Here is a 23,320-nt window from a genome sequence, read left to right as displayed (position 1 = left end):
ATGTGCCGGCCCCTGTGCGCGCCCCGGGGAAAATCCCCGACTGCGGCCCGCTGAAACCCGGGTGAGGCCCCGGAAAGGCCCTGTTAGGGTCCTGCGGTGTTCTCCCTCCGTGAGCCCCTCTTCTTCACCCGTCTGCGCGAGGCCCGACGTGTGCTCGTCGCCGGTGCGGGCGGCGGCTTCGACGTCTACGCCGGGCTTCCCCTGGCGCTCGCGCTGCGGTCGGCCGGCAGCGAGGTCCACCTGGCGAGCCTGTCCTTCGCCGACCTGTACGGCCTCGGACTCGACCACTGGGTGGCACCGGATGTCGCCGCCGTACGCCCGGACACCCCGTTGCGCGGCGACTACTTCCCCGAGCGGTCGCTCGCCCAGTGGCTCCGGACTCAAGGCCTGCCGGACACCGTGTACGCCTTTCCCCGCACCGGTGTCGAGCCGCTCCGCGCCGCCTACCGGGCGCTGGCCGGGCACCTGGGCGGGGTGGACGCGGTGGTGCTCGTGGACGGCGGGACGGACATCCTGATGCGGGGGGACGAGCACGGGCTGGGCACGCCCGAGGAGGACATGGCCAGCCTGGCCGCCGTCGCGGGGCTCGACGAGGTTCCGCACCGGCTGGTGGCCTGCCTGGGTTTCGGGGTGGACGCCCATCACGGCGTCAACCACTCGCTGGTACTGGAGAATCTGGCCGCGCTGGACCGCGCGGGCGGCTACCTGGGCGCGTTCTCGCTGCCCAGGGAAAGCGCCGAGGGCGCCGCCTATCTCGACGCGGTCGCCCACGCCCAGCGCTGCCACACCAGTCACCCGAGCATCGTGAACGGGTCCGTCGCCGCCGCGGTGCGCGGTGACTTCGGCGATGTGCGGTTCACCGAACGCACCCGCAACAGCGAACTGTTCGTCAACCCGCTCATGAGCCTGTACTTCTGTGTGGACCTGCCCGCCCTGGCCCGCGCCAACCACTACCTCGACCGGCTGGCGGAGACCGTCCTGATGCGCCAGATCAGCTCGGTCATCGCCGGCTTCCGCGAGGAGCTGCCCCGCCAGCGGCCGCCCCGGGCGTTCCCGCACTAGCCGGGCTACGGGGCACCCCTCGGGGAACTCCCTTCAGCGGCGGGCGAGTTCCCGCACTCCGACGACTCCGAGGAGCACGGTCAGCAGCGCCAGTGCCGCCGTCTGAGCAAGGCCGCCGGCGATGTACGCGGCGGCGCCCGGGACGTGGAGCCACGGGTACACGGCGGCGACGCGCACCACCAGGAGCAGCAGACCGAGCGCGGCGAGGGCGAGCGCGCCGCCCGGTGCGCCGCTCGCCGCGCGACGGGCGCTCCACAGCAGCCGGCCGAGGGCAGCGGCGAGGAAGCAGTTGGCGGGCCCCCACACCAGGTCGTCGGCGATGGGCACGAGCACCAGGGACGCGCCCGTCACCACGCACGCCGCCATGAAAGCCGGACCGGGAGTGCCGGCGGGCAGCCGCGCCGGGGGTGCGTCGCGGTGGTGGGCGGCGCACAGCGCGAGGGCCGGCAGCCAGGCGAGCAGTGCCAGCGTCACGACGAACGCCGGCTCCGTGACGACCGTCGCCCCCGTCAGCTGGCGGAACAGCGGCCACAGGCTGGGCACCGCGGCGAGCAGGGCACCGATCCGGGCGAGGCGACGGCGGTCGTGCAGGAGGGCGAAATAGGCGACGGTCCAGCCGAGCGGCAGGATCCACTGGGCGACGGCGACCGCCCCGGCGAGGAGCCCGTGGCCGGTGAAGTCGGCGAGGAAGAGCCGCCGTTCCGCGTCGCCCCGGGTGAAGGACCAGGTCAGCCGCAGCACCGGCTCGACGACCGCGGAGGCCGCCAGGAGCAGGACGGCGGCCAGCGCGAAGAGCCGTGCGCCCGAGCCGAGCAGGACATAGCGCCGGGGCGCCCCGGCGGCGCCGAGGCGGCTGCGCACCGCCAGGGCGGCGATGCTCGTCACCTCGCCGAGCGTGGGCCGGCTCTGGTCCTGGGTGTCGCGGTCGAGGTCCTCCAGGTACGTCTCGACCATCTCCTCCTCCCGTTCCCGCCGGTAGTAGGCGGGGAGCAGGCGCAGGACGGTGCGGTAGCGGGTCTCCAGCAGCGTGGTCATGCGAAGCCTCCCGCGAGTCCGGGTGCGGTGGGGGGTTCGAGCCCGGCCGGGCCGGCGGCGGGGCGGGCGGGGGCGCCGGCGCGACGGCCCTCGGCGATGCGCCGCTTGGCCGCCCCGGCACCGGCGGCCATCCGCTCGGCCTCCGCGTCCAGGGCGGCCACTCCGTCGTCGGTGAGCCGGTAGTAGCGCCGCAGCCGGCCCTGCTGGACCTCTTCGCGGTCCAGCACGATCAGGCCGTCCGCGGTGAGCCGGTCCAGCACGCCGTACAGCGTGCCGACCCGCAGCTGCACCTCTCCGTCGGACAGTTCCGCCACCTCCCGCAGGATGCCGTAGCCGTGCCGGGGCTGGTCGGCGAGCGCGGTGAGGACGAAGAACGCCGCCCGGGTCATGCTCTTCGCTGTCATGCGGCCAGGATATATCGGCTGCCGATATATATCGAGCAGTTCCGCCGATCGCCGCGAGAACGGGGTCCGCCCCTGAGCGGATGGGCGGGCGGACCCCGTTCGCCGGACCATTGTGGGGACCGCACGGGTACGCGACCACGTGTGAACGACGGCCGCCCGACGCGTGCCGCGCGCGCCCCGGGTGCACGGCGCGCGTCCCGTGCGCGTGGGCGCACCCGTCGCCACACGCCGCCACCCGGCCCCTGACGACGTGGGCCCCGCCGAGCGGTGATACTGGGAGGCGCATCCGCCCCCATCAGCAGATTGGCTCATGTCGAACTCCAGCACCGACCGCGCCACCGTCCCGCAGACCCTCTGGGCGGCCCGTGGCCGCCACACCGGTCCCGCCCCCGAGGAGGTCGTCCGCAGCACCCTGCGCCGGCACAAGGAGAGCGGTGACATCGATGACTTCACCGAACCCCCCGTGCCCGAGGACTCGGCCCGGCGCGTGTTCGAGGCCCGCTGGCGGGTAGCCGGCACGGTGACCGTGCGGGCCCGGCTCACCCTCGTCGCGCAGGACGGCCGGCGGCCGGGCCGGGAGTGGCGGCTCGTCGCGGAGGCGGAGCGCCCGTGGGACGAGGCATGGCCCTCGCCTGCGACGCTGTTCTGGCCCGAGGGCGCGGCGGGAGAGGACGGCTCCTGGGACCACCACGCCACGGTGACCGGGCTGCGCCTCCGGCAGGTCAACGCGCTGCCCGCGGACGACAAGGAGATGCGGCGCAGGCTGCGCGAGGCGGCGCGCGAGGCGTGGTGCCTCAATGTCGTCGTGCACGAGGCGATGACCCCGGACGAGCAGGGCAGGCTGCCGCTGACCCGGCTGCTGCCGGCGGGCCTCAGGCACCGGGTGGTGGAGCACCGGGCCGCGCCGCACCAGTTCCGTGCCGTCAACTGGGCGCTGAAGGACCTCGGCGTCGAGGTGCCGCGCGGCGGCGCGGTGCTGCTTCCCCCGGACCCCGCTCCGCAGGGCTACGACAGCCGCGAGCACACCGTCCGCAGCGTCTTCCTGGACGGCTCCGAACCCGCCGAACTCTTCGCTGCCCTGCGGCACTTCGCCGCCCTGCCCCGGCCGCTGCCCGGGGAGGGCGAGGAGGCGCTGACCGACCTGCGGGAGAAGTGGACCCTGATGACCGTCCATGAGGAGCTGGAGCGGGAACGGCAGCGGGTCGCCCGCTACGCCGAGGCGCTGGAGGCGATGACCAAGTCCCGTGATCTGTACAAGGAGGCCGCCGAGCAGGCCCTGGAGGCCCTCGCCGCCTACCGTGACGTCCCGGCGCCCGGCCTGCCGCAGCAGCGGCCCGCGTCCCGGACGCCGGGTGCGCTGCAGCAGCTGACCCGGACGTTCGAGCGGCTGAGGTTCACCGCCAAGGCCCAGCGCCGGTCGACGCCCGCCTCGCAGGAACCGGCGGCGGGACCGGCGAACGGCGCACCGGAGGCAGCGGCGGCGGGCGGGCCCACGGCGGAGAACGGCGGCGCGGAGGCAGCCGACGGCACGGACCGGACGCCGTAGCCGTCCTGCCGGAACCCGGAGGGAAGCCGGATGGACGCCACCACCCTGGTGGTGATCGGCGCCGTCGTCGCGGCGGCGCTGCTCGCCGTCGCCCTCGGTGTGCTGGTACGGCTGGTGCGCGCCCGGCGCGCGCTGCGCCGGGCCGGGCTGCCGACGGGCCCGCGCTGGGTGTTCTGGGGCGCGGTCGCCTATCTGCTGCTGCCCACCGATCTGCTGCCCGACCCCGTCTACCTGGACGACATCGCCGTCCTGCTGCTCGCCCTGCGCAGCCTGCGCGCTGCCCGGCCGCTGCCGCCCGGCCCGGACGGGCCCTGAACGGCCGGTGCGTGCCTGATCATGGGGTGATGCAGACCGAGTTCACCGGTATACCCGGTACGCCGAAGGCCCCGGACGTGGCCGTGGTCGTCGATGTCATGCGGGCGTTCACCGTGGCGGCCTGGGCGTTCCGGCGCGGTGCCGAGCGGATCGTCTTCGCCGGTACGCAGCGCGAGGCCCTGGAGCTGAAGGCCCGTCACCCGGGCTGGCTCGCCTTCCAGGACGGCGAGCCGGTGCCGGGATTCGACCTGGCCAACTCGCCCGCGCGGTTGCGTTCGCTGGACGTGCGGGGCCGTACGGTCGTGCAGAAGACCACCGCCGGGACGGCCGGGGCGCTGGCCGTGGCGGACGCCGGGCTGCTGCTGTGCGCGAGCTTCGTGGTGGCCGGTGCGACCGCCGAGGTGCTGCGCCGCGCCCGGCCGGGGATGGTGACCTTCGTCGTCACCGGGGACGGCGGCCGGGCCGAGGAGGACCTCGCCTGCGCCGAGTACATCGCGGACCGCGTACGGGCCGCCGACGCGGACCCCGGCCCGTACCTGGAACGGGCGCGGCGCTCCGACGCCGCCGTGCGGCTCGCCGACGGCGTGCGGCGCGGCTGGACCGGTGTCCATCCCGAGGACGTGGCGATGTGCCTGGAGGCGGACACCTTCCCGTTCGCCATGGCGGCCACCCGGGTGGACGGTCATCTGGTGCTGCGTCCGCTGGACGCCGGGAGCCCGGAATCCCGCCCCGCGGGCCGTCCGGGACCGGCAGGACCGGTCGACTGAGAGGGGCCGCGCCCTCGTGGCGGGCGTTGCCCCCGGCCGGGGTGACGTCGGCCGAGGGCCGGTGCTCGGCGGCGGCGCGGATCGCCGCGCAGTGACTGGCGCCGCCCCGGGCCGGCCCGTTCGGCCGGACTCGCACACGGCCGCAGCATCACGCGCCGGAACACCGCCCTGCCCGCGCCGTCCCCGGCACTCTCCCTGTTTCCGGTTTCCCGCCCCTCCCAGGTGCGTCGCACGGTCTTCCTGACGCATTCTTGCTGTGTCATCCACCCGAAGGCGCACGGGACGAGGTAGGGGCGATGACTGTGAGCGGTGGCGAGCAGCCGGTCCGTACGCGGGCCCGGCTGGCCGCGCTGCTGGCCGAGACCTCGACCGGCGCGCTCGGTGCGGCCGGCGGCCGGGTGGCGGCCGTGTATCTGCGCTCCGGCACCCCGGGCCTGCTGCGCCTCGCGGTGCTCGCGGGGCTGCCCGGCCCGCTGTTCCGGCCCTGGTGGCGGGTGCACGTCGACCGGCCCTTCCCCGTCGCCGACGCCTACCGCCTCGGCGTACCCGTGATGCTGGCGAACGCCGCCGAGACGGTGCGCCGGTATCCGCAGTTCGCGGCGAGTCTGCCCTTCCCGTTCGGATCGGTGCACGTGCCGGTGCCGGGCGGCAGCGAGCCGCTGGGCGTGCTCATGGTGCTGCGCCCGGCGACGGCGGACACCGCGGACGAACTGCTGGACCGGGACCTGCTCGACAGGCTCGCCGAAGGCCTGGGCGCCGAACTGCTCGGGCTCGCCGACGGCGACCCGCGCGCGGTGGTCTGGGACGGTGAGCCGCTGTGCGTACGGCCGCCCGCGCGCCGGCCCGCGCAGCCCGTCGTGGCGCGGTTCCGCTGGGATCCCGTGACCCGCGCGGTGTACGCGGACGACCGGCTGCATGCCCTTCTCGGCCTGCCCCCCGACGACTGCGGGGGAACGGACACGGCGCTCGCGGACGCGCTGGCCCCGGACGACGCGCACCTGGTCCTTGCCGCGCTGCACGCCACCGCGGCCGGCAGACCGCCCGCCGCGCCGCTGAGGCTGCTGGCGCGGGACGGCACGCCGCGACTGCTGGACCTGTGGCCGGCCGCCGAGGGCGGGGCCGCGGAGCAGGTCGGCGGGGTGGTGGTCGCTCCGGGGCCCGCCGCCTGCGCGGACGGCGCGGCCGACCCGCTGCCGCAGGGCGTGTTCTGCCTGGACCGGCTGGGTCTGATCGTGTACGTCAACGAGGCCGCGGCCCGGCTCGTCGGCCGGGACCGGGAGTGGCTGCTCGGGCGCCCGCTGTGGGAGGGGATGCCGTGGCTGGTCGGTGCGCCGTACGACGACCATCTGCGCGGTGCGCTTCTGTCCCCGGGTCCGGTGCACTTCCATGTGCGCCGACCGGCCGGGAGACCTGGCGAGCCCGGTGCCGGCGAGTGGCTCGCCGTGTCGGTGCACTGCGGCGAGGACCTGCTGAGCTGCACGCTCGTCCCGGCCAGCCGCATGGACCCACCGGTCGGGCCGGCCGTGGAGGCGCAGGTCCCGGAGGACACGGTGGCGGCCGGCGGCTCGATGGCGCCGTTGTACCGGCCGATCACCCTGGCCATCGCGCTGACGGACGCCGTGACCGCCCGTCAGGTGTCGGCCGTGGTCGTACGGGAGCTGCTGCCCGCGTTCGGCGGCGGGTGCCTCGCCATCTATCTGCTCCAGGAACGGCATTTCTATCTCGCCTGGGAGACCGGCTTCCCACAGGGGTTCCTCGACCCGTTCGAGGGGGTCGGCCTCGACGCGCGGCTGCCGGGCGTGGAGTGCCTGACCACGGGCCGGCCGTTGTTCTTCGAGTCGATGCAGCAGCTGGCGGCCGCCTATCCGGGCATCCCGCTGGACGCGCCCGAGGGCGCCCGGGCCTTCCTGCCGCTGATCGCCTCCGGCCGGCCGGTCGGCTCGTGCATCCTCGGCTTCGACCGCACCCGCAGCTTCAGCACCGAGGAGCGCACGGTCCTCACCGCGCTCGCCGGGCTGATCGCACACGCCATGGAACGGGCCCAGCGCTACGACAGCGAGGCGGCCCTCGCCCGCGGCCTGCAGCAGGCGCTGCTGCCCCGCCGGCTGTCGGCGCACCCGCAGGTGGAGACGGCGGGCCGGTATCTGCCGGGCACGCAGGGCATGGACGTGGGCGGTGACTGGTACGACGTGGTCGAGGCGGGCGACGGGCTCGCCCTGGTGATCGGTGATGTACAGGGGCACGGGGTGCAGGCGGCGGCCACCATGGGGCAGCTGCGCAGTGCGGTGCGCGCGTTCGCGCTGGGCGACCGGCCACCGGACGAGGTGCTGAGCGGCACCAACCACCTGCTGATCGACCTCGACCCCGGCCAGTTCGCCAGCTGCTGCTATCTGCGGCTGGACCCCGCCACCGGCCGCGCCCGGATCGCCCGGGCGGGACATCCGCCGCCGCTGCTGCGCTCTCCCGACGGCCGGACCCGGCTGCTGGACGTTCCCGGCGGTGTGGTCCTCGGGGTGGATCCGCGGGCCCGGTACCCGGTGGCCGAGCTGCTGCTGGAGCCGGACGCGATCTTCGCCTTCTACACGGACGGTCTGGTGGAGCGGCCGGGCGCGGACATCGACGACGGCATCGAGGCGCTGCGGCTGGCGCTGGCGAGGGCGGGGGCCGCCGCCGGGCGCCGGGGCGGACGGTCGCTGGCCGGAGTCGCCGACCGGCTCACGGCCACCGCCCGGCACGCCACGGACCGCCCCGACGACGTGGCGCTGCTGCTCGCCGCCCGCCGTTCGCCCCCCGTACGCCACCGGTGAGTGAATCGCGCCACTCCGATCGGCTGCGGTCACCTCGGGTGACAGTCTCGCCGGACGGGGCCGGGCAGTGTAGACATGGGCACATGGTGCGACTGTCCGGCCGGAGCGCGACTCGGCCGCCCCGTCCTTCCGCGTCCCCGCGCGTCTCGGAGGGCCTGCAGCAGCAGGGCTCGGGCGGGAACGGCGGCGCGCCCGGGGCGCTGCGGTCGGCGGTGACCGGGCGCAGTGTCGCCGGACAGGTGTTCGTGCTCCAAGTGGTGATCGTGCTGCTGCTGATCGTCGCTGCGGTGGTGGCGCAGGTGCTCCAGGTGCGGCGCGACACCGACGTGGAGGCACAGAACCGTTCCCTCTCCGTCGCCCAGTCGTTCGCGAACGCGCCGGGCACGGCGGCCGCGCTGCGTTCCGCGCACCCGACGGCCATCCTCCAGCCGAGGGCCGAGGCCACGCGCAAGGCGACCGGCGTGGACTTCGTCGTCGTGATGAACACCGACGGCATCCGCTACACGCACCCCAAACCCGACCGCATCGGCAAGAAGTTCGTCGGCACCATCGCCCCGGCGGTGGCGGGCGGCACGGTCGTCGAGCACGTCAACGGCACCATAGGCCCACTGGTGCAGGTCGTGGTGCCGGTGAAGGACGTCTCCGGCAAGGTGGTGGGCCTGGTGTCGGCCGGGATCACCACCGCGCACGTGGGCGGGGCCGCCAACCAGCAGCTGCCCCTGCTGCTCGCGGCGGCAGCGGCGGCGCTCGCGCTGGCCACCGCGGGAACGGCCCTGGTCAGCAGACGGCTGCTGCGCCAGACCCACGGCCTGGGCCCGTACGAGATGACGCGGATGTACGAGCACCACGACGCGGTGCTGCACGCGGTCCGGGAGGGCGTGCTGATCGTCGGCGGCGGCGGCCGGCTGCTGCTCGCCAACGACGAGGCGCACCGGTTGCTGGACCTGCCCGAGGACGCCGAGCGGCGCAGCGTGCTGGAGCTGGGCCTGGACGACGAGACGGCGGCGCTGCTGGCCTCGGGCCGGGTGGCCACGGACGAGGTGCACCTGGTCAAGGACCGGCTGCTGGCCATCAACCAGCGCCCCACCGACGTCCGCGGCGGCCCGGCCGGCAGTGTCACCACGCTGCGCGACTCCACCGAGCTGCGCGCCCTGTCCGGCCGGGCCGAGGTGGCGCGCGAGCGGCTGAACATGCTCTACGACGCCGGAGTGGGGATCGGCACCAGCCTGGACGTGAGCCGAACCGCCGAGGAGCTGGCCGGGCTGGCGGTGCCCCGGTTCGCGGACTTCGCGACGGTCGATCTGTTCGACGCGGTCCTGCACGGCGAGGAGCCGAGGCCGGGCACGGCGTTGCGCCGCGCCGCCTGCGCCGGCATCCGCAAGGACGCACCCCTGTACCCGGTCGGTGAGCGGATCCGGTTCGTGGCCACCTCGCCGCAGGCGCGCAGCCTGACCTCGGGGCAGTCGGTCCTGGAGCCCGTGCTGCACGAGGCGCCCGGCTGGCGCGCGCAGAACCCGGAGCGCACCGGCCAGGTCCTGGCGTACGGCATCCACTCGCTGATCACCGTGCCGCTCAGGGCGGGCAGCCTGGTGCTGGGCGTGGCGAACTTCTGGCGTTCGGAGAAGCCGCAGCCGTTCGACTCCGAGGAGCTGGCGCTCGCCGAGGAGCTGGTGGCGCGGGCGGCGGTGTCCATCGACAACGCCCGCCGGTACACGCGCGAGCACAGCATGGCGGTGACGCTGCAGCGCAGTCTGCTGCCGCGTTCGCTGCCGGAGCAGGGCGCGCTGGAGATCGCCTACCGCTATCTGCCGGCGCAGTCCGGGGTGGGCGGCGACTGGTTCGACGTGCTGCCGTTGTCCGGTGCCCGGGTGGCACTGGTGGTGGGGGACGTGGTGGGGCACGGGCTGCACGCGGCGGCCACCATGGGCCGGCTGCGCACGGCGGTGCACAACTTCTCCGCGCTGGATCTGCCGCCCGACGAACTCCTCAGTCTGCTGGACGAGTTGGTGGGTCGGATCGACCAGGACGAGACCGCCGCGGACGGCTCCGCGGCGATCGCCGGGGCGACCTGTCTGTACGCGGTGTACGACCCGGTGTCGCGGCGCTGCAGCGTGGCCCGGGCCGGTCATCCGCCGCCCGCGCTGGTGGACGCCGACGGCCGGGTGGAGTTCCCGGAGGTGCCGGCCGGGCCGCCGCTGGGTCTGGGCGGGCTGCCGTTCGAGACGGCCGAGCTGGAGCTGACGGAAGGGAGCCGGCTGGTGCTGTACACGGACGGTCTCGTGGAGGACCGGGAACGGGACATCGACGTCGGTCTCGCCCTGCTGAGCGACGCGCTGCGCGGCACGCCGGGCGGCTCGCCGGAGGAGACCTGCCGTGCGGTGCTGGACCGGCTGCCGGCCCGGCCGAACGACGACGTGGCGCTGATCATCGCCCGGACCCGGGTGCTGGGCCCCGACCGGGTCGCCGAGTGGCAGGTGCCGTCCGACCCGGCGGCGGTGTCCGAGGTGCGCTCCGCGGTGACCCGGAAGCTCACCGACTGGGCCCTGGAGGACCTGGACTTCGCGACGGAGCTGATCCTGAGCGAACTGGTCACCAACGCCATCCGCTACGGACGCGGCCCGATCGGGGTACGGCTGCTGCGGGATCGCACACTGATCTGCGAGGTGTCCGACCGCAGCACGACCTCGCCGCATCTGCGGTACGCGGCGACCACCGACGAGGGCGGCCGGGGTCTGTTCCTCGTCGCGCAGCTCGCCGAGCGCTGGGGCACCCGGTACACCCACAACGGCAAGATCATCTGGGCGGAGCAGCCGCTGCCGTAGACCCCTGCGGCATTGCGCGGGAATTGTGTTGAGGACACGTCATCCGGCGGGTGATGATCTCCGGCATGTTCTCGCGCAGAAATCGCCGCCCGAAGTCCCCCGAGCTCCTCGAGGCCTGGGGGTGCCTGGATTCCGGGGATGTGCCCGGTGCGCTGCGGCAGTTGCGGGCGGCCGGCGACACCCAGCCGCTCGCAGAGGTGGCCCTGGTGGTACGGCGGGCCGCCGCGGCGGCGGGCTTCGACGACCTCACGCAGGCCGCCACGGCCCTGGCCGCCGACCCCGAACGCGCCAAGGTCCTCTACGACTTCGGGTACGCCTGCATCGAACGAGGCGTGTCCTACCTGGCGATTCCCGCGCTCCGCGAGGCGCTGCGGCGCAGCGACGGTTCACTGCACGCGCTGCGGGAGCTGGTGTCGGCGTACGAGGACGAGGGCCGGCACCGCGAGGCCGTAACCGAACTCGCCCGGCACGAGGGGTCGTTCAAGGACTGGCCGGACCGCTATCTGCTGGTGTTCAACGCCGTCCTGGCGGGCGACCTGGAACTGGCCCGGCGCCAGCACGCGCTGCTGTCCGACCCCGAGGACGCGCAGTGGCAGCCGGCGCGGGACCGGCAGAACCGGGCACTGGAGCGGGCGGCCGACGCCGAGCGGGTGTCCTCGCTCGACCTGACCGATCTGCGCGGCTGGCAGTACGTGATCGCCGGCACGGTCCTCGGCACCCTGTCGCCGTACGGCTTCGACGCGGGGATGCACGGCCGCTACGCCTGGCTGCAGGACACCCCCGGCGGCTGTCTGCGCGGGCTGCTGCGGCTGCGCGCCCTGCTGGAGGCCGCCGGGCTGCGGCCCGGGTCGGTGTCGCTGCTGCCCGACCGGGACTCGCGGATCCTCGGCCTCGCCGCGGCCGAAGTGCTGGACCTGCCCGCCGAGCCGTTCGCGCCCGGCCGCACGGACACGGTCGTCGTCGCCTACGATCTCGACGGCCTGGCGGCGCACGACGGCGGCCCGGAGATCGTCGGGCAGCTCTTCGAGCGCGTGCCCGGGCAGGTGCTGCACGCGCACGCGAGCTGCTGGACGGACCCGCCCGCGATCACCGCGGACAGCGTGGGGCTGCTGCACCAGTCGGTGGTGCCGCCCTGGGGCGAGCGACTGCGCCAGGGCGCGGACGGCAGTATCGGACGGGACCCGGCGGACGACCGCCCGGAGGCGGAGATCGCCGCCGAGGTGACCGCAGCGGACCCGGCCGCCGATCCTGGGGACGGCGAGGGCCCGGCGGACGACGACACCCGGTTCGCCGCGTTCGCCGGCGCCGTGCAGGGCACCTGGCTGCGCGGCGACCGGGCGCGCGTACGCTCCGCCGGGCCCGTCCCGAGTTCCCGGTTCGCCTGAGCGGAGGAGGCGATCAGGCGCTCAGCCGATCGCGCAGCAGCTGCTTGCCCATCTCGGCGCCCTTGCGGCTGTCGGACTGAGCCTTGTGGAACAGGTCCATGAGCTCGCGGTCGTTGTCGCGTTCGGCGTCCTGGATGTACGTCTCCAGGCGCAGGGCGTTGTCCAGGCACGCCTCGACGTACCAGATGAGGTCGTAGTTCTTGTCGCGGGTACCGGTGATGCCACCTGTCTCACTGGAGCTGGTCATACGGGGTCTCCTCCTTCTGTCGCCCCTGCGTCGTTCTCCTTTCGGAAACTCCCGGGTACCCGTACGACCTGGGGACACACCGCCCCGGTGGTCAGCCGAGGGCGCGGTCGAGGTTGAACGCGGCGCTGATCAGGGACAGGTGTGTGAACGCCTGCGGGAAGTTCCCCTGTTGCTCCCCGGTACGGCCGATCTCCTCCGCGTACAGGCCGAGGTGGTTGGCGTAGGTGAGCATCTTCTCGAAGGCCAGCCGGGCCTCGTCGAGCCGGCCGGCCCGCACCAGCGCCTCGACGTACCAGAAGGAGCAGATGGAGAAGGTGCCCTCGTCGCCGCGCAGTCCGTCGGGGCTGGCCTGCGGGTCGTAGCGGTAGACGAGGGAGTCGGACACCAGGTCCTCGGTGAGGGCGTCCAGGGTGGACAGCCACTTGGGATCGGTGGGGGCGACGAACTTGGCGAGCGGCATCATCAGCAGCGAGGCGTCCAGCACGTCGCCGCCCTCGTACTGCACGAAGGCGCCGCGCCGCTCGGACCAGCCGCGGTCCATGATCCGCCGGTAGATCGTGTCGCGGGCCTGCCGCCAGCGGGGCAGTTCGGCGGGCAGTCCACGGTGGTTGGCGAGGCGGATGGCCCGCTCGATCGCGACCCAGCACATCAGCCGCGAGTACAGGAAGTTCTTGCGGCCGCCACGGGTCTCCCACACGCCCTCGTCCGGCTGGTCCCAGTGGGCACACACCCAGTCGACCAGATGGCACACGTCGTCCCACTGGCGGCTGGAGATCGGCTGCGCCCACTTGTCGTACAGGTAGATCGAGTCGATCAGGGCGCCGTAGATGTCCAGCTGGAGCTGGCCGGCGGCGGCGTTGCCGACCCGGACCGGGGCGGAGCCCTGATGGCCCTCCAGGTGGAGCAGCTCGCGCTCGGGCAGGTCGGGGCGGCCGTCGATGCCGTACATGATCTGCAGCGGCGGTGCGGAGCCGCCCGTGTCGCAGGGGCTGACGTGCGTGGTCAGGAAGCGCATGAACGCCTCCGCCTCCCCGGCGAAGCCGAGCCGCAGCAGCGCGTACACGGCGAAGGCGGCGTCGCGCACCCACACGTACCGGTAGTCCCAGTTGCGCTCGCCGCCGAGCTGCTCGGGCAGGCTGGTCGTGGGGGCGGCGACGATGGCGCCGGTGGGCGCGTAGGTGAGCAGCTTCAGGGTCAGTGCGGAGCGGTGCACCATCTCGCGCCAGCGGCCTCGGTAGCGGGACTGGTGCAGCCAGCGCCGCCAGTAGGCGACCGTGGCGTTGAACTGGTGCTCGGCCTCGGCGTGGGCGCAGCCGCGGGGGATCACCTCGTCGCCGACCTGGTCGAGGGCGAACACCGCCGACTCGCCCTCGCCGAGTTTGAAGTCGGCGCGCGCGTCCCGGTCGTCGCACTCCAGGTCGACCGTGGAGATCAGCGCCAGGGACCGCTCTGCGGACTCGAAGACGACGGTGCCGCCCATGGTGCTCAGGGTGTGCGGGGCCGCGCCGTAGTCGAACCGGGGGGCCACCAGCACCCGGAAGGGGACGGTGCCGCGGACGCAGACCACGCGCCGGATCAGCCGGTGCCGGCCCGCCTCGCCCGTGCCGGCCGCGCTGTCCGAGGTGACCGGCATGAAGTCCTGCACCTCGCCGACGCCGTCGTCGGTGAAGAACCGGGTGATCAGTACGTTGGTGTCGGGGAAGTAGAACTGCTTGGCACGCGCGGGTACGGCGGCGGCCAGCTCGAAACGGCCGCCGCGCTCGGCGTCGAGGAGGGCCGCGAAGACACTGGGGGCGTCGAAGGACGGCGTGCAGTACCAGTCGATCGTGCCGTTCGTGCCGACCAGGGCCACGCTGCGCAGGTCGCCGATGAGTCCGTGATCGGCGATGGGCAGATAGCGCGGGCGGGGGTGGACGTCCTCGGGAAACGGGGTCTCGGCCATCTGCGGCCTCCCGGTGAGCGGTGCGAGATGTTTTCCAGCTTAGGAGCGAGTGCTCTCCGGTGGCGTGGGAAGGCGCTGCGAGGAATGGTGAGAGTGTGCCCCGTTCGGCGGCACCGGCACGGATGCGGTCATCCGGACCGAGGAGGAGGCATCATGTCGACGATCACACCCGACGAATCCCGGTCGTCCGACGACCACTGCACCCCGGACGCCCTGCTCCACTCCGCACCCTCCAGGGACGTCACCCCGGAGGACCTGGTGATGGCGGCGGGCAGGGACGTCACACCGAAGAACCTCGAGTGGGCACGCCGCAAGATGGAGAAGGAGGGCCCGACAGCCATCGAGAGGCTGATGCCGTAGGGCAGTCCGGGGAAACAGCAGGCTCATTGTCAACGGGGGCACGTCAGCCGACCTCAAGGGGCGCGGGGCCGTGTCCGGCATGCGGCTCCGCCGCGGGCGCGAGCAACCACGCACGACTCGCGCCCGCAGGAACCCCTACGGCGCAGAGGCGTCGTCGGCCACACACACCACCCGCACCCAGCGCACGGCGTTGTTGGCAAGGCCGGCTCGGTTCCAGTACTGCTCAAGGGGCTGGGTGAAACCGTCGGCGTCGGTCGCACGCGCACCCACCGCATGCTCCCCAGGCGTGGCGGACCAGGCGTGATGCCAGGACCGCCAGGCCCACCGGTGCCCGTCCACGACCGGGTCGAGAACAGCCGGCTCCCAGCTCGCACCGCGGTCGGCGCTGACCTCCACCGAGGAGACGGGCGCCCGCCCGGACCAGGCACGGCCGAAGAGCCTCACCGGGCCCGGCCGCACCACCCGGGTCCGGGACATGAAGTCGGGAAACCCCGGCGGGACCAGCAGCGCCCGCGGCGCGATCCGCGTGACCGGCTCGCCCGGTTCGTCGGCGCTGTGCCGGATCCGATAGGCGACCGACTGCTGGAAGCCTGTGAACGGCACGTCGCTCACCGTGACCGAGCGCAGCCACTTCACCTGGGCCATGCCGTACCAGCCGGGCACGATCAGCCGCAGCGGCCGGCCGTGCTGCGGCGGCAGCGGCGCGCCGTTCATGGCGGTGGCGACCAGCACCTCGGGGTCGTCGCCGGTGGCCACGGCCAGGGGCAGGGCGCGCTGGTAGTCCTGCTCGACACCGCGCTCGACCCCGTGATCGGCGCCGGTGAAGACGACGTCGGCGGCCGCCGGGTCCGCGCCCGCCTCCGCGAGCAGCAGCCTGAGCGGCGCTCCGGTCCAGTCGGCGGTGCCGACCGCCTCCACCAGCCAGGGCTGGCTGACCGGCCGGGGCGTGAGCAGGGCCCGGCCGTTGCCCGCGCACTCCAGGGTCACCCGGGTGGTGACCTGCGCGAACGACAGCAGATCGGCGAGCGACAGGTCGAGCGGGGTACGCACCCGACCGTCGACGGTCAGCCTCCAGGCACCGACGTCCGGCACGTACGGAATGTCGTAGTGCGTGAGGACGTAGTGCAGTCCGGGCGGGGTGACGTCGTGCCGCAGTGCCTCCAGGGGCAGACCGTGGTTGCGGGTGGCGAGCGCGAGTTCGTCGGCGCCGATGCCCTCGCCGGGACCGGCCAGCCGGGCGGGGGCGCTGACGTCGCCGGGTCGCTGGCCCATGGCGTCATTGTCCTCCAGGGAGTCCGGCACGGCGACAAAAGCGGGCACTGGCGGTAACTCCCGCGCCGTTCCGGGGATTTCGGAGCCGACGCGCCCCGGTCCAGGCGTACGCGTTCACCCATGCCGCTGCGTGCGGCCGCGGCGAACGGATCGGGCCATCGCCTCAGGTCTTCGGCCGTCCGAGGAAAATGCGCTCATCGGATTGGGTGACTACCTGCGACGCCTCCGTCCCTCGCGCATATGCCCCGTCTGAAATGAGTCCCGTCACGACGAGGCGGGCAGGCGGCCGTCCAGGCCGGCGGCACGCCGCTCACACGGCGCCCGGTTGGCGCCAGAAGAGAAGGGACCTCGAATGCGCGTACCGCGCGCCTTCGTGAGGAGCGCCCTCGCATCGCTCCTCCTGCTGATCGGCACCTCCCCGGCCACGGCGCACGCCGACAACCCCCGTGCGGGGAACAAGGCTCCCTGCCCGACCACGCACCGCACCCGCGTGCCCGGCTTCGAACCGCCGACGCAGTTCACGCCCTACTACCGCAACGACTGGCGGCTGGGGCCCAAGTACCTGCCCCAGTCAGGGCCTCTCGGCAAGATGCTGAAGGGCTATCACCGCACGGACCACACCTCCGCCGGCCAGTTCCTCGCGTGCTACTGGCAAACTGACCCCACCACGAAGAAGCAGGGCTGGTGGTTCCCCGACAACGACGGCTTCGTGCTGAAGAACGGCAAGCCGGTCGAGCGCCCTGTGACGCTCCGCAAGGGCCAGCTGGTCGACCTCTTCGGCAGCGGTCTCGGCAGCTTCCTCGCCCCCGCGGGCACGCCCTACGCCAAGCGCGCGATCCCGCCGAGCAATCTCGACCAGTACGTCGAGTACTGTCCGTTCAGCTACCACCTGTACCGGGTCGTCATGCCGTTCACCGTCGATGCCGGCCCGATCCGTCCCTGGTTCGGCCAGCCCGGCCTGGGCCTCCAGTACATGACGCGCGAGAAGATCCCCCAGCTCGCCACCGAACACAAGCTGGAGGAAATCCCCACCTGACGAGACGACGCCCGGGGTGGCCCCGGCCCCATCCGGCCGGGCCACCTCTGCGGCAGGCGGAAGGACGGATCTCATGGACAGCGCGGAACTCGTCGAAAGACTCCGCGAGGCGGGCGTTCCCGAGGCGTTCTACGAGATCGCCGGTGTCCACGATGTGCCCGTCCAACTGGACGCCTACTACTTCCTGCGCCGCGCGGCGGATACCTGGACCGTCGGCCTGCGCCAACGCTCCAAGGACAGCGACATACGGCGTTTCGACACAGAGGCCGAAGCCTGTGAGTACCTCTACGACACGCTCGTGCGGGTGTCCTCCCGGCCTTCGGGGGCCGCAGAACCCCTGGCGGAGCTCCTGGCGGACGCCGACGAGATCCAGCGGCAGGCATGGGCGGACTTCCATCGGCACCGTGGAACGGCTGACGATGCCTGACCTGGCGCAACCCGGTCAGCGGCATGGTGATCCCTCGAAGACGGCGCAACGGCCCCGCCGTGCCCTCAGACCGGGTCGACCGCAGTCGCGTCGCTCACCGTGTCGTGCACCTTGAGGTCATGGGTGGGGTTTGCGATGCGCAGGACTCTGCGCACGCGCCCCGGCGGGACGACCAGACGCACCGTGCCGCCGCGCCGGGCGGCCGTGTGGTGGGCGCCGATGAGCGCACTCAGCCCCCGTGCGTCACAGAAGGTGACGCCGCCGAGGTCGATGATCACTTGGGGCAGCCCACCGTGGTCTGCCACGAGGTCTTCGAGATGCGCGCGCAGTCGCGGCGCGGTCAGGATGTCGATCGGGCCTGCCAGGCTGGCGACCGTCCAGCCGTCGCGGAGCCCCAGCGACACCCTCAGCTCCGCCTCTCCCTGCCCCCAACGGTCCTCGCTGCCCATGGCGCACCTCCAATCACGCCTTTACGGGCAGCGTCATCCGCCCGTAAGGGCATGGATAGGGGCACTCGGCCCCCATGGGGACGCCACATGTCCCTTCACGGCCTGGGCCGGTCGGCCCACGTCCGCCATACCGCTCGACGCCGCCGTTTCCTTCAGGAGGACAGCGGCACCGACGATGCCTGTCGGCCGGCAGACTCAGGTCTCCTCCTCCACCACGTGCACCGCTGCCTCCTCCGCGCCCGCCGCTCCCCCGTCCACGCCCACGTCCCGCGCGACCTCCTCCTTGGTGGTGACCGTGTGCGCGCCCTCGTCCGGAGCGACCAGGCGGCCGGCTCGGGGCCCGCCCGCCTCGGGGTCGAGGGGCTCGCCCTCGCCGCCGGGCAGGTCGCCGACGTCGTCGCCCGGTGGTGCGGTCACGTCCGCCGCCTCCTGGCCGAGCCGCTCGTCCAGGGTCTCCCCGGCGTGCTGCTCGGCGGCGGTGGTGCCCTGCCTGGTGACGGCGAGGGGGCGTTCGGGCGGGGAGTAGCCCTCGTCGAGGACGTCGTCGTAGGTACGCTCGTCGACCGCGTCCTGGAGGTCCAGGGGGCCGGCGTCCGCTTGTTCCTCGTTGGTTCCGGTGGGCTGGTAGGCGTCGTCCGCCATCGGGGTCTGCTCGGACTGCGGGTCGCTCATGGTCGCCTCCCTCTGGGCTCGCGGGCGGTCCCGGTCCGCGTTTCCCGCCGAGGGGTCGGCTAACCCCGGTCAGGACCCCGACTGCTCCGCCGGGGCGAGGCTCTGCGTCCACTTCTCCTCGATGCGGCCCGCCTTCCACACCAGCAGGGCGATCGCCCAGGTGGCGAAGAACAGGCCGACGATCACGAAGCCGACGGTGTTCAGGTCGAGGCCGGAGATCCAGTCCCAGAAGGCGCCGTGCAGACCGAGCTTGTCGGCCAGGAGACCGAGGAGTTCGACGGTGCCGATGATGAGGGCGACGGCGACGGACAGGCCGGTGATGGTGAGGTTGTAGTAGACCTTGCGGACCGGCTTGGAGAACGCCCACTCGTAGGCGAAGTTCATGAACGAGCCGTCGATGGTGTCCAGCAGGGACATGCCGGCCGCGAAGAGGACGGGCAGGCAGAGGATCGCGTACCAGGGCAGGCCGGAGGCGGCGCCGGAGCCGGCGAGGACCAGCAGGGCGATCTCCGTCGCGGTGTCGAAGCCGAGGCCGAACAGCAGGCCCAGCGGGTACATCTGCCACGGCTTGCTGATCGAGCCGGTGACCCGGCCCAGCAGGCGGTTCATGAAGCCGCGGTTGTTCAGCTGCGTCTCCAGCGCGGCCTCGTCGTAGGCGCCGGAGCGCATCTGCCGGAAGACCTTCCAGATGCCGGCGAGGATGACGAGGTTGATGCCGGCGATGAGGTAGAGGAAGGTGCCGGAGACCGTCGTACCGATCAGGCCGGTCACCTCGTGAAGGTGTGAGTTGTCGTCGCGGACCGGTCCGGCGAGGGTCTTCATGCCGAGCGAGAGCAGCAGGGAGAGGCCGAAGACGATGCTGGAGTGGCCGAGGGAGAACCAGAAGCCCACTGACAGCGGGCGCTGTCCCTGCCCCATGAGCTTGCGGGTGGTGCTGTCGATCGCCGCGATGTGGTCGGCGTCGAAGGCGTGCCGCATGCCGAGGGTGTAGGCGGTGACGCCGATGCCGATGCCGAAGGACTGAGTGCCGACGCTGAAGTGCTGCGGCGCGATGATCCCGACCAGGGTGCCCCAGCCGATGATGTGCAGGGCGAGCACGAAGGCGGCCATCGAACCGACCCTGATCCACTCCTGCCGCGTCATGGAGCGGCGGACACGCTGCCAGGCCGAGCGCTTGGCGTCGGCCTGGACGGGGAGGGACGGAGCGGAACCAGGGGCGGCCGTCATCGGGAGGGTCTTTCCTATCGCTGTGCGGGAATGGCTGCGCTGCGCAACCGTGCGCCATCATTCCGCACCTGCAACTGATGTGCAATAGAGATCGCAGGGCCTGCTACGCCGACAGCATGCCCCGGCCCAGCCAGTCCGTGGCGTCCCGTACGCCGGGCAGGGCGAAGAAGTAGCCGCCGCCCGTCGGGGAGATGTAGTCCACCAGGGGCTCGTCGATCAGCCGGGTCTGCACGGCCTCGAACTGGCGCTTGACGTCCTGGTTGTAGCAGCAGAAGACCAGGCCCATGTCGAGGTTGCCGACGTTGTCCACACCCCGGTCGTAGTTGTAGCCGCGGCGCAGGATGCGGGAGCTGTCGGTCGAGGCCTTGCGCGGGTTGGCGAGGCGGATGTGGGCGTCGAGCGGGATCGCGGTGCCGTGCGGGTCCTTGGCGTACTGGGGGATGTCGGTCTCCTTCGCGCCGTCGAGCGGGGCGCCGGTGTCCTTGCGCCGGCCGAACATCTTCTCCTGCTCGGTGAGCGAGACCCGGTCCCAGAACTCGACCAGCATCCGGATGATCCGGACGACCTGGTAGCTGCCGCCCGTGGTCCAGGCGGGCTCGCCCTGGCCGTCGCCGACCCAGATCAGCTTGTTCGTCTCGCGCGCGGAGGTGACGTCCGGGTTGGCGATGCCGTCCTTGAAGCCGAGCAGGTTGCGCTGGGCGCCGGTGGGTCGCGGGGCGCTCTGGAAGCCGTCGATGCGCCACTTGATCTGCATGGCGCCGCGGGTGTGCCGGGCTATGTCGCGCAGGGCGTGGAGCACGGTGTCCGTGCTCTGGGCGCAGATCTGCAGGGACAGGTCGCCGTGGCACTCGGCCGCGTTCAGGTTGTCGTTGGGGAAGGTCCGCATCGGGGTGAGCCTGGCGGGCCTGGCCTTGGCGAGGCCGTAGCGCTCGTCGAAGAGGGAGGCGCCGACGCCGACGGTGACGGTGAGGCCGTCGGAGGGGACCTCGGGGCCGAGGATGCCGTTGTCCGAGGGCGGGGCGCCGACGCCCAGGTCGGTGGGGGTGCCGCCGGAGGTGAGGAAGCGGGCCCGCTCGGTGATGGTCTTCAGCAGGTCGGTCAGGCCCTTGCGGTCGTCCGCGATGACGTCCAGGGAGACGAAGGTGGCGGCGGCCGGTGCCGGGGTGACGATGCCTGCCTGGTGGGCGCCGTGGAAGGGGACCTCGGCGGTGCCGTCGGCGTTCGCCGACCGGGCCTGTGCGGTGCCGCCGCTCTCGCCGAGGGCGAAGCCGCCGCCGGCCAGGACCGCTCCGGCGGCACCGGCGCCCAGCGCGGTCCGCACGAAGGAGCGGCGGGCGGGGCCGACCGGGCAGGCCGACGGTTCGGCAGTGGACATCGCAGGGTTCCCTTCGGGGTGCGGGTGCGCGGACATCATCGGGCAGGCTTCGGTCATCAGGCGGACTTCCGGATCTCGAGCAGGTCCGGGATCGGGGCGAGGTCTTCCAGCAGCTGCCCTGTGGCGCCGTTCAGCCGCTGCCGGTCGGTCGCCGCGAGCTGGTCGACGGGGGTCCAGTGGGTGCCGTCGTGGGCCGCGTCCAGGAGTTTCTGCACGCGGGCGATGTCGGCGTCGACCGTCGGCAGCAGCTTCGGGGCGCGGCTGGTGAGCAGCGGCCTGAGGACGGTGAGCAGCTCGCGGGTGCCGGCGAGGTTGGCGTCGGCGGTGGCGAGGCATGTGCCGCTGCCCTCGTCGGTGTCGCCGGTCAGCTCGAACTGGAGGGTGTTCTCCAGGATCTCGTGGGCGCGCAGCGGCAGGTCGCCGGGGTCGAAGTCCTGGCTCGGGAAGGCCGTCCGCAGCCCGGCGGCGTCGGCGGCGAGCTGTCGGGCGGGGCCGGTCAGGTCCTTGGCGGACCGACCGTGCCACAGGCCGTACTCGAGGCGGAGGAAGCCGGTGAAGCCCTTGTCCCGCTCGCCGTCCGGAAGTCCGTCGGCGCGGCCGTCGATCTTCTTGTCGTAGTCCTCGAAGGTGCCGTAGGCGGCGCCGAGGGAGGCGTAGGTGCGGTGGGCGGTGAGCCAGTCGGTGCGGGCCTTGTCGAGGTGGCCGTGCTCGATGTCGTCGTCCACGGTGCGGGTCTGGGTGACGAGGGTGTCCAGCCCCTGCTCGACGTACGTCTTGTACGCCTTCAGGGGCGCGGCGAGGTCCTGTTCGGAGACGGGGACGACCGGCTTCGCCGCGCCGCCGCCGCTGACGGTGACCGGCTTGGAGGTGACGGCCTTGCCGCCGGTGGGGACGCAGCGCCAGGCGTAGGTGCCGCCGGCGACGGTGGCGACGAGGTCGCGGGTGGTGCCGGGGGCCAGGCCCTCGATCTCGCCGTAGACCGCGCTGGTCGACGGGTCGATGAGGTACACCTCGGAGGTCTTGCCGCCGGTGTTCTGCATCTGGAAGGTCTGCCGGCCCGGCTTGGGCGCGGTGAAGCCCTTGCCGCACTCGGTCTCGGAGACGGCGACGGTCTGGTCACCGGCGGGCTTGGGCCGGGAGAGGGCGACGACGAGTCCGGCGATCACGGCGGGTACGGCGACGACGGCGGCGGGCACCACCCAGACCGGCCGGCGCCGCTCGGGCCGGCCGGCCTTCGGCTCGTGCTCGGGGCGTTCCTTCGCCGGCTTGGGGCCCGTGGTCCGCACGCCGCGCACGAACAGGGTCATCACGACGGCCAGGTAGCCGACGTAGGCCACCGCCTGGAGCCAGGTCATGGTCGGGGTGAGGTTGAGGACGCCCTGGATCAGGGTGCTGTACCAGGAACCGGCGTCGACGCTGCTCGCCAGGTCGACCGCGTAGGCCGTCTTCCCGGGCAGCACTCCGCCCTCCTGGAGGTCGCGCAGGCCGTAGCCGAGGACACCGGCCGCGATGACGATCAGGACGGCGCCGGTGGCGGTGAAGAACTTCGTCAGGTTGATCTTCAGCACGCGCCGGTACAGGCCCCAGCACAGGCCCGCCGCGAGGACGAGACCGATGGCGGCGCCGGTCAGCGGTCCGGCCGACTCGCCGGCCGCCTGCGCGGTGGTCCACAGGAACAGGGCCGTCTCCAGGCCCTCCCGACCGACCGCGAGGAAGGAGGTGAGGACCAGCACGCCGGAACCCATGGCGAGGGCGCCGGTCACCTTCTCCTTCAGCTCACCGGAGAGGCTGCGGGCCGACCGGCGCATCCAGAAGACCATGGCGGTGACGAAGGCGACGGCGATCACGCTGAGGGTGCCGCCGAACGCCTCCTGGGCGGTCTGCGGCATGGACGCGGCGGTGAAGGTGAGCACCGCGCCGAAGCTCATCGCCACGGCGACGGCGGCCAGGACGCCGGTCCACACCTGGGGCAGCCGCGAGCGCGCCTCGGCCCGCACCAGGGTGGCCACCAGGATGGAGACGATGAGTCCGGCTTCGAGTCCTTCCCTGAGTCCGATCAGGAAACTCGGAAACGCGTCGTCCCACATGCCCTGCTGCCCTCCCTGTTAGTTAGTGAAGGCATGCCTTACCTTCGCGGACCATCATGACCATGTCCAAGTATTCGACCGGT

General features: G+C 73.0%; 20 protein-coding genes. 10 read left to right on the top strand and 10 right to left on the bottom strand.

Annotated features, from left to right (window positions below; translation table 11 throughout):
* The first annotated feature begins 96 nt into the window (after nucleotides 1-96).
* On the top strand, nucleotides 97-1,062 hold the full coding sequence (locus tag ACWGJ5_RS02225) for a DUF1152 domain-containing protein (RefSeq protein WP_453307883.1): 966 nt from the start codon (nucleotides 97-99) through the stop codon (nucleotides 1,060-1,062).
* A 33-nt stretch (nucleotides 1,063-1,095) separates the two neighbouring features.
* Here ACWGJ5_RS02225 and ACWGJ5_RS02220 read toward each other — a convergent pair whose 3' ends face one another.
* Nucleotides 1,096-2,097, bottom strand: coding sequence for a hypothetical protein (locus ACWGJ5_RS02220; protein ID WP_453307882.1), 1,002 nt, complete (start codon nucleotides 2,095-2,097; stop codon nucleotides 1,096-1,098).
* Nucleotides 2,094-2,486 carry a PadR family transcriptional regulator gene (locus ACWGJ5_RS02215; RefSeq protein WP_453308262.1) on the bottom strand — a complete coding sequence of 131 codons (393 nt, stop codon included), beginning with the start codon at nucleotides 2,484-2,486 and terminating at the stop codon, nucleotides 2,094-2,096. Before ACWGJ5_RS02215 ends, ACWGJ5_RS02220 begins: the two co-directional genes overlap by 4 nt.
* A 325-nt stretch (nucleotides 2,487-2,811) precedes the next feature.
* On the opposite strand from ACWGJ5_RS02215, the gene ACWGJ5_RS02210 reads away from it, so the two are divergent.
* From ACWGJ5_RS02210 to ACWGJ5_RS02185, 6 genes are all read left to right on the top strand, one after another.
* Nucleotides 2,812-4,047, top strand: a complete 1,236-nt coding sequence (locus ACWGJ5_RS02210; RefSeq protein ID WP_453307881.1) for a hypothetical protein — start codon at nucleotides 2,812-2,814, stop codon at nucleotides 4,045-4,047.
* 30 nt (nucleotides 4,048-4,077) lie between these two features.
* Nucleotides 4,078-4,362, top strand: coding sequence for a DUF1232 domain-containing protein (locus ACWGJ5_RS02205; RefSeq protein ID WP_453307880.1), 285 nt, complete (start codon nucleotides 4,078-4,080; stop codon nucleotides 4,360-4,362).
* Between the two features lie 29 nt (nucleotides 4,363-4,391).
* Nucleotides 4,392-5,129, top strand: a complete 738-nt coding sequence (locus ACWGJ5_RS02200) for a 2-phosphosulfolactate phosphatase (protein ID WP_453307879.1) — start codon at nucleotides 4,392-4,394, stop codon at nucleotides 5,127-5,129.
* Between the two features lie 296 nt (nucleotides 5,130-5,425).
* On the top strand, nucleotides 5,426-7,936 hold the full coding sequence (locus tag ACWGJ5_RS02195) for a SpoIIE family protein phosphatase (RefSeq protein ID WP_453307878.1): 2,511 nt from the start codon (nucleotides 5,426-5,428) through the stop codon (nucleotides 7,934-7,936).
* A gap of 83 nt (nucleotides 7,937-8,019) precedes the next feature.
* Nucleotides 8,020-10,758, top strand: coding sequence for a SpoIIE family protein phosphatase (locus ACWGJ5_RS02190; protein ID WP_453307877.1), 2,739 nt, complete (start codon nucleotides 8,020-8,022; stop codon nucleotides 10,756-10,758).
* A 65-nt stretch (nucleotides 10,759-10,823) separates the two neighbouring features.
* On the top strand, nucleotides 10,824-12,143 hold the full coding sequence (locus tag ACWGJ5_RS02185; RefSeq protein WP_453307876.1) for a tetratricopeptide repeat protein: 1,320 nt from the start codon (nucleotides 10,824-10,826) through the stop codon (nucleotides 12,141-12,143).
* A 13-nt stretch (nucleotides 12,144-12,156) separates the two neighbouring features.
* On the opposite strand, the gene ACWGJ5_RS02180 is transcribed toward ACWGJ5_RS02185, so the two are convergent.
* Entirely contained in the window at nucleotides 12,157-12,390 is a 234-nt protein-coding gene (locus tag ACWGJ5_RS02180) for a hypothetical protein (protein WP_228618240.1), read from the bottom strand.
* A 91-nt stretch (nucleotides 12,391-12,481) separates the two neighbouring features.
* On the bottom strand, nucleotides 12,482-14,332 hold the full coding sequence (locus ACWGJ5_RS02175; protein WP_453307875.1) for a glycoside hydrolase family 15 protein: 1,851 nt from the start codon (nucleotides 14,330-14,332) through the stop codon (nucleotides 12,482-12,484).
* Nucleotides 14,333-14,485: 153 nt separating this feature from the next.
* On the opposite strand from ACWGJ5_RS02175, the gene ACWGJ5_RS02170 reads away from it, so the two are divergent.
* On the top strand, nucleotides 14,486-14,692 hold the full coding sequence (locus ACWGJ5_RS02170; RefSeq protein WP_228618244.1) for a hypothetical protein: 207 nt from the start codon (nucleotides 14,486-14,488) through the stop codon (nucleotides 14,690-14,692).
* 135 nt (nucleotides 14,693-14,827) lie between these two features.
* Here the strand turns inward: ACWGJ5_RS02170 and ACWGJ5_RS02165 are convergent, their stop codons facing one another.
* The gene (locus tag ACWGJ5_RS02165; protein ID WP_453307874.1) at nucleotides 14,828-15,964 is read right to left on the bottom strand and encodes a molybdopterin-dependent oxidoreductase; all 1,137 of its coding nucleotides are present in this window, start codon (nucleotides 15,962-15,964) and stop codon (nucleotides 14,828-14,830) included.
* Nucleotides 15,965-16,316: 352 nt separating this feature from the next.
* Between ACWGJ5_RS02165 and ACWGJ5_RS02160 the strand changes: the two genes are divergently transcribed.
* Complete coding sequence (locus ACWGJ5_RS02160) at nucleotides 16,317-17,000, top strand: TNT domain-containing protein (protein ID WP_453307873.1); 684 nt, start codon at nucleotides 16,317-16,319, stop codon at nucleotides 16,998-17,000.
* 73 nt (nucleotides 17,001-17,073) lie between these two features.
* The gene (locus tag ACWGJ5_RS02155) at nucleotides 17,074-17,427 is read left to right on the top strand and encodes a hypothetical protein (protein ID WP_453307872.1); all 354 of its coding nucleotides are present in this window, start codon (nucleotides 17,074-17,076) and stop codon (nucleotides 17,425-17,427) included.
* Between the two features lie 65 nt (nucleotides 17,428-17,492).
* Here ACWGJ5_RS02155 and ACWGJ5_RS02150 read toward each other — a convergent pair whose 3' ends face one another.
* From ACWGJ5_RS02150 to efeU, 5 genes are all read right to left on the bottom strand, one after another.
* Nucleotides 17,493-17,876 carry an STAS domain-containing protein gene (locus ACWGJ5_RS02150; RefSeq protein WP_453307871.1) on the bottom strand — a complete coding sequence of 128 codons (384 nt, stop codon included), beginning with the start codon at nucleotides 17,874-17,876 and terminating at the stop codon, nucleotides 17,493-17,495.
* Between the two features lie 195 nt (nucleotides 17,877-18,071).
* Entirely contained in the window at nucleotides 18,072-18,548 is a 477-nt protein-coding gene (locus tag ACWGJ5_RS02145) for a DUF5709 domain-containing protein (protein ID WP_453307870.1), read from the bottom strand.
* A 69-nt stretch (nucleotides 18,549-18,617) separates the two neighbouring features.
* On the bottom strand, nucleotides 18,618-19,775 hold the full coding sequence (locus ACWGJ5_RS02140; RefSeq protein WP_453307869.1) for a HoxN/HupN/NixA family nickel/cobalt transporter: 1,158 nt from the start codon (nucleotides 19,773-19,775) through the stop codon (nucleotides 18,618-18,620).
* Between the two features lie 103 nt (nucleotides 19,776-19,878).
* The gene (efeB, locus tag ACWGJ5_RS02135; RefSeq protein WP_453307868.1) at nucleotides 19,879-21,150 is read right to left on the bottom strand and encodes an iron uptake transporter deferrochelatase/peroxidase subunit; all 1,272 of its coding nucleotides are present in this window, start codon (nucleotides 21,148-21,150) and stop codon (nucleotides 19,879-19,881) included.
* A 56-nt stretch (nucleotides 21,151-21,206) separates the two neighbouring features.
* On the bottom strand, nucleotides 21,207-23,237 hold the full coding sequence (gene efeU / locus ACWGJ5_RS02130; RefSeq protein ID WP_453307867.1) for an iron uptake transporter permease EfeU: 2,031 nt from the start codon (nucleotides 23,235-23,237) through the stop codon (nucleotides 21,207-21,209).
* Nucleotides 23,238-23,320 lie beyond the last annotated feature (83 nt).

This window comes from Streptomyces sp. NPDC054783, from assembly GCF_053611725.1.
Note: the sequence above shows the minus strand (reverse complement) of the source record. Positions and strands in the feature narration are given on the sequence as shown.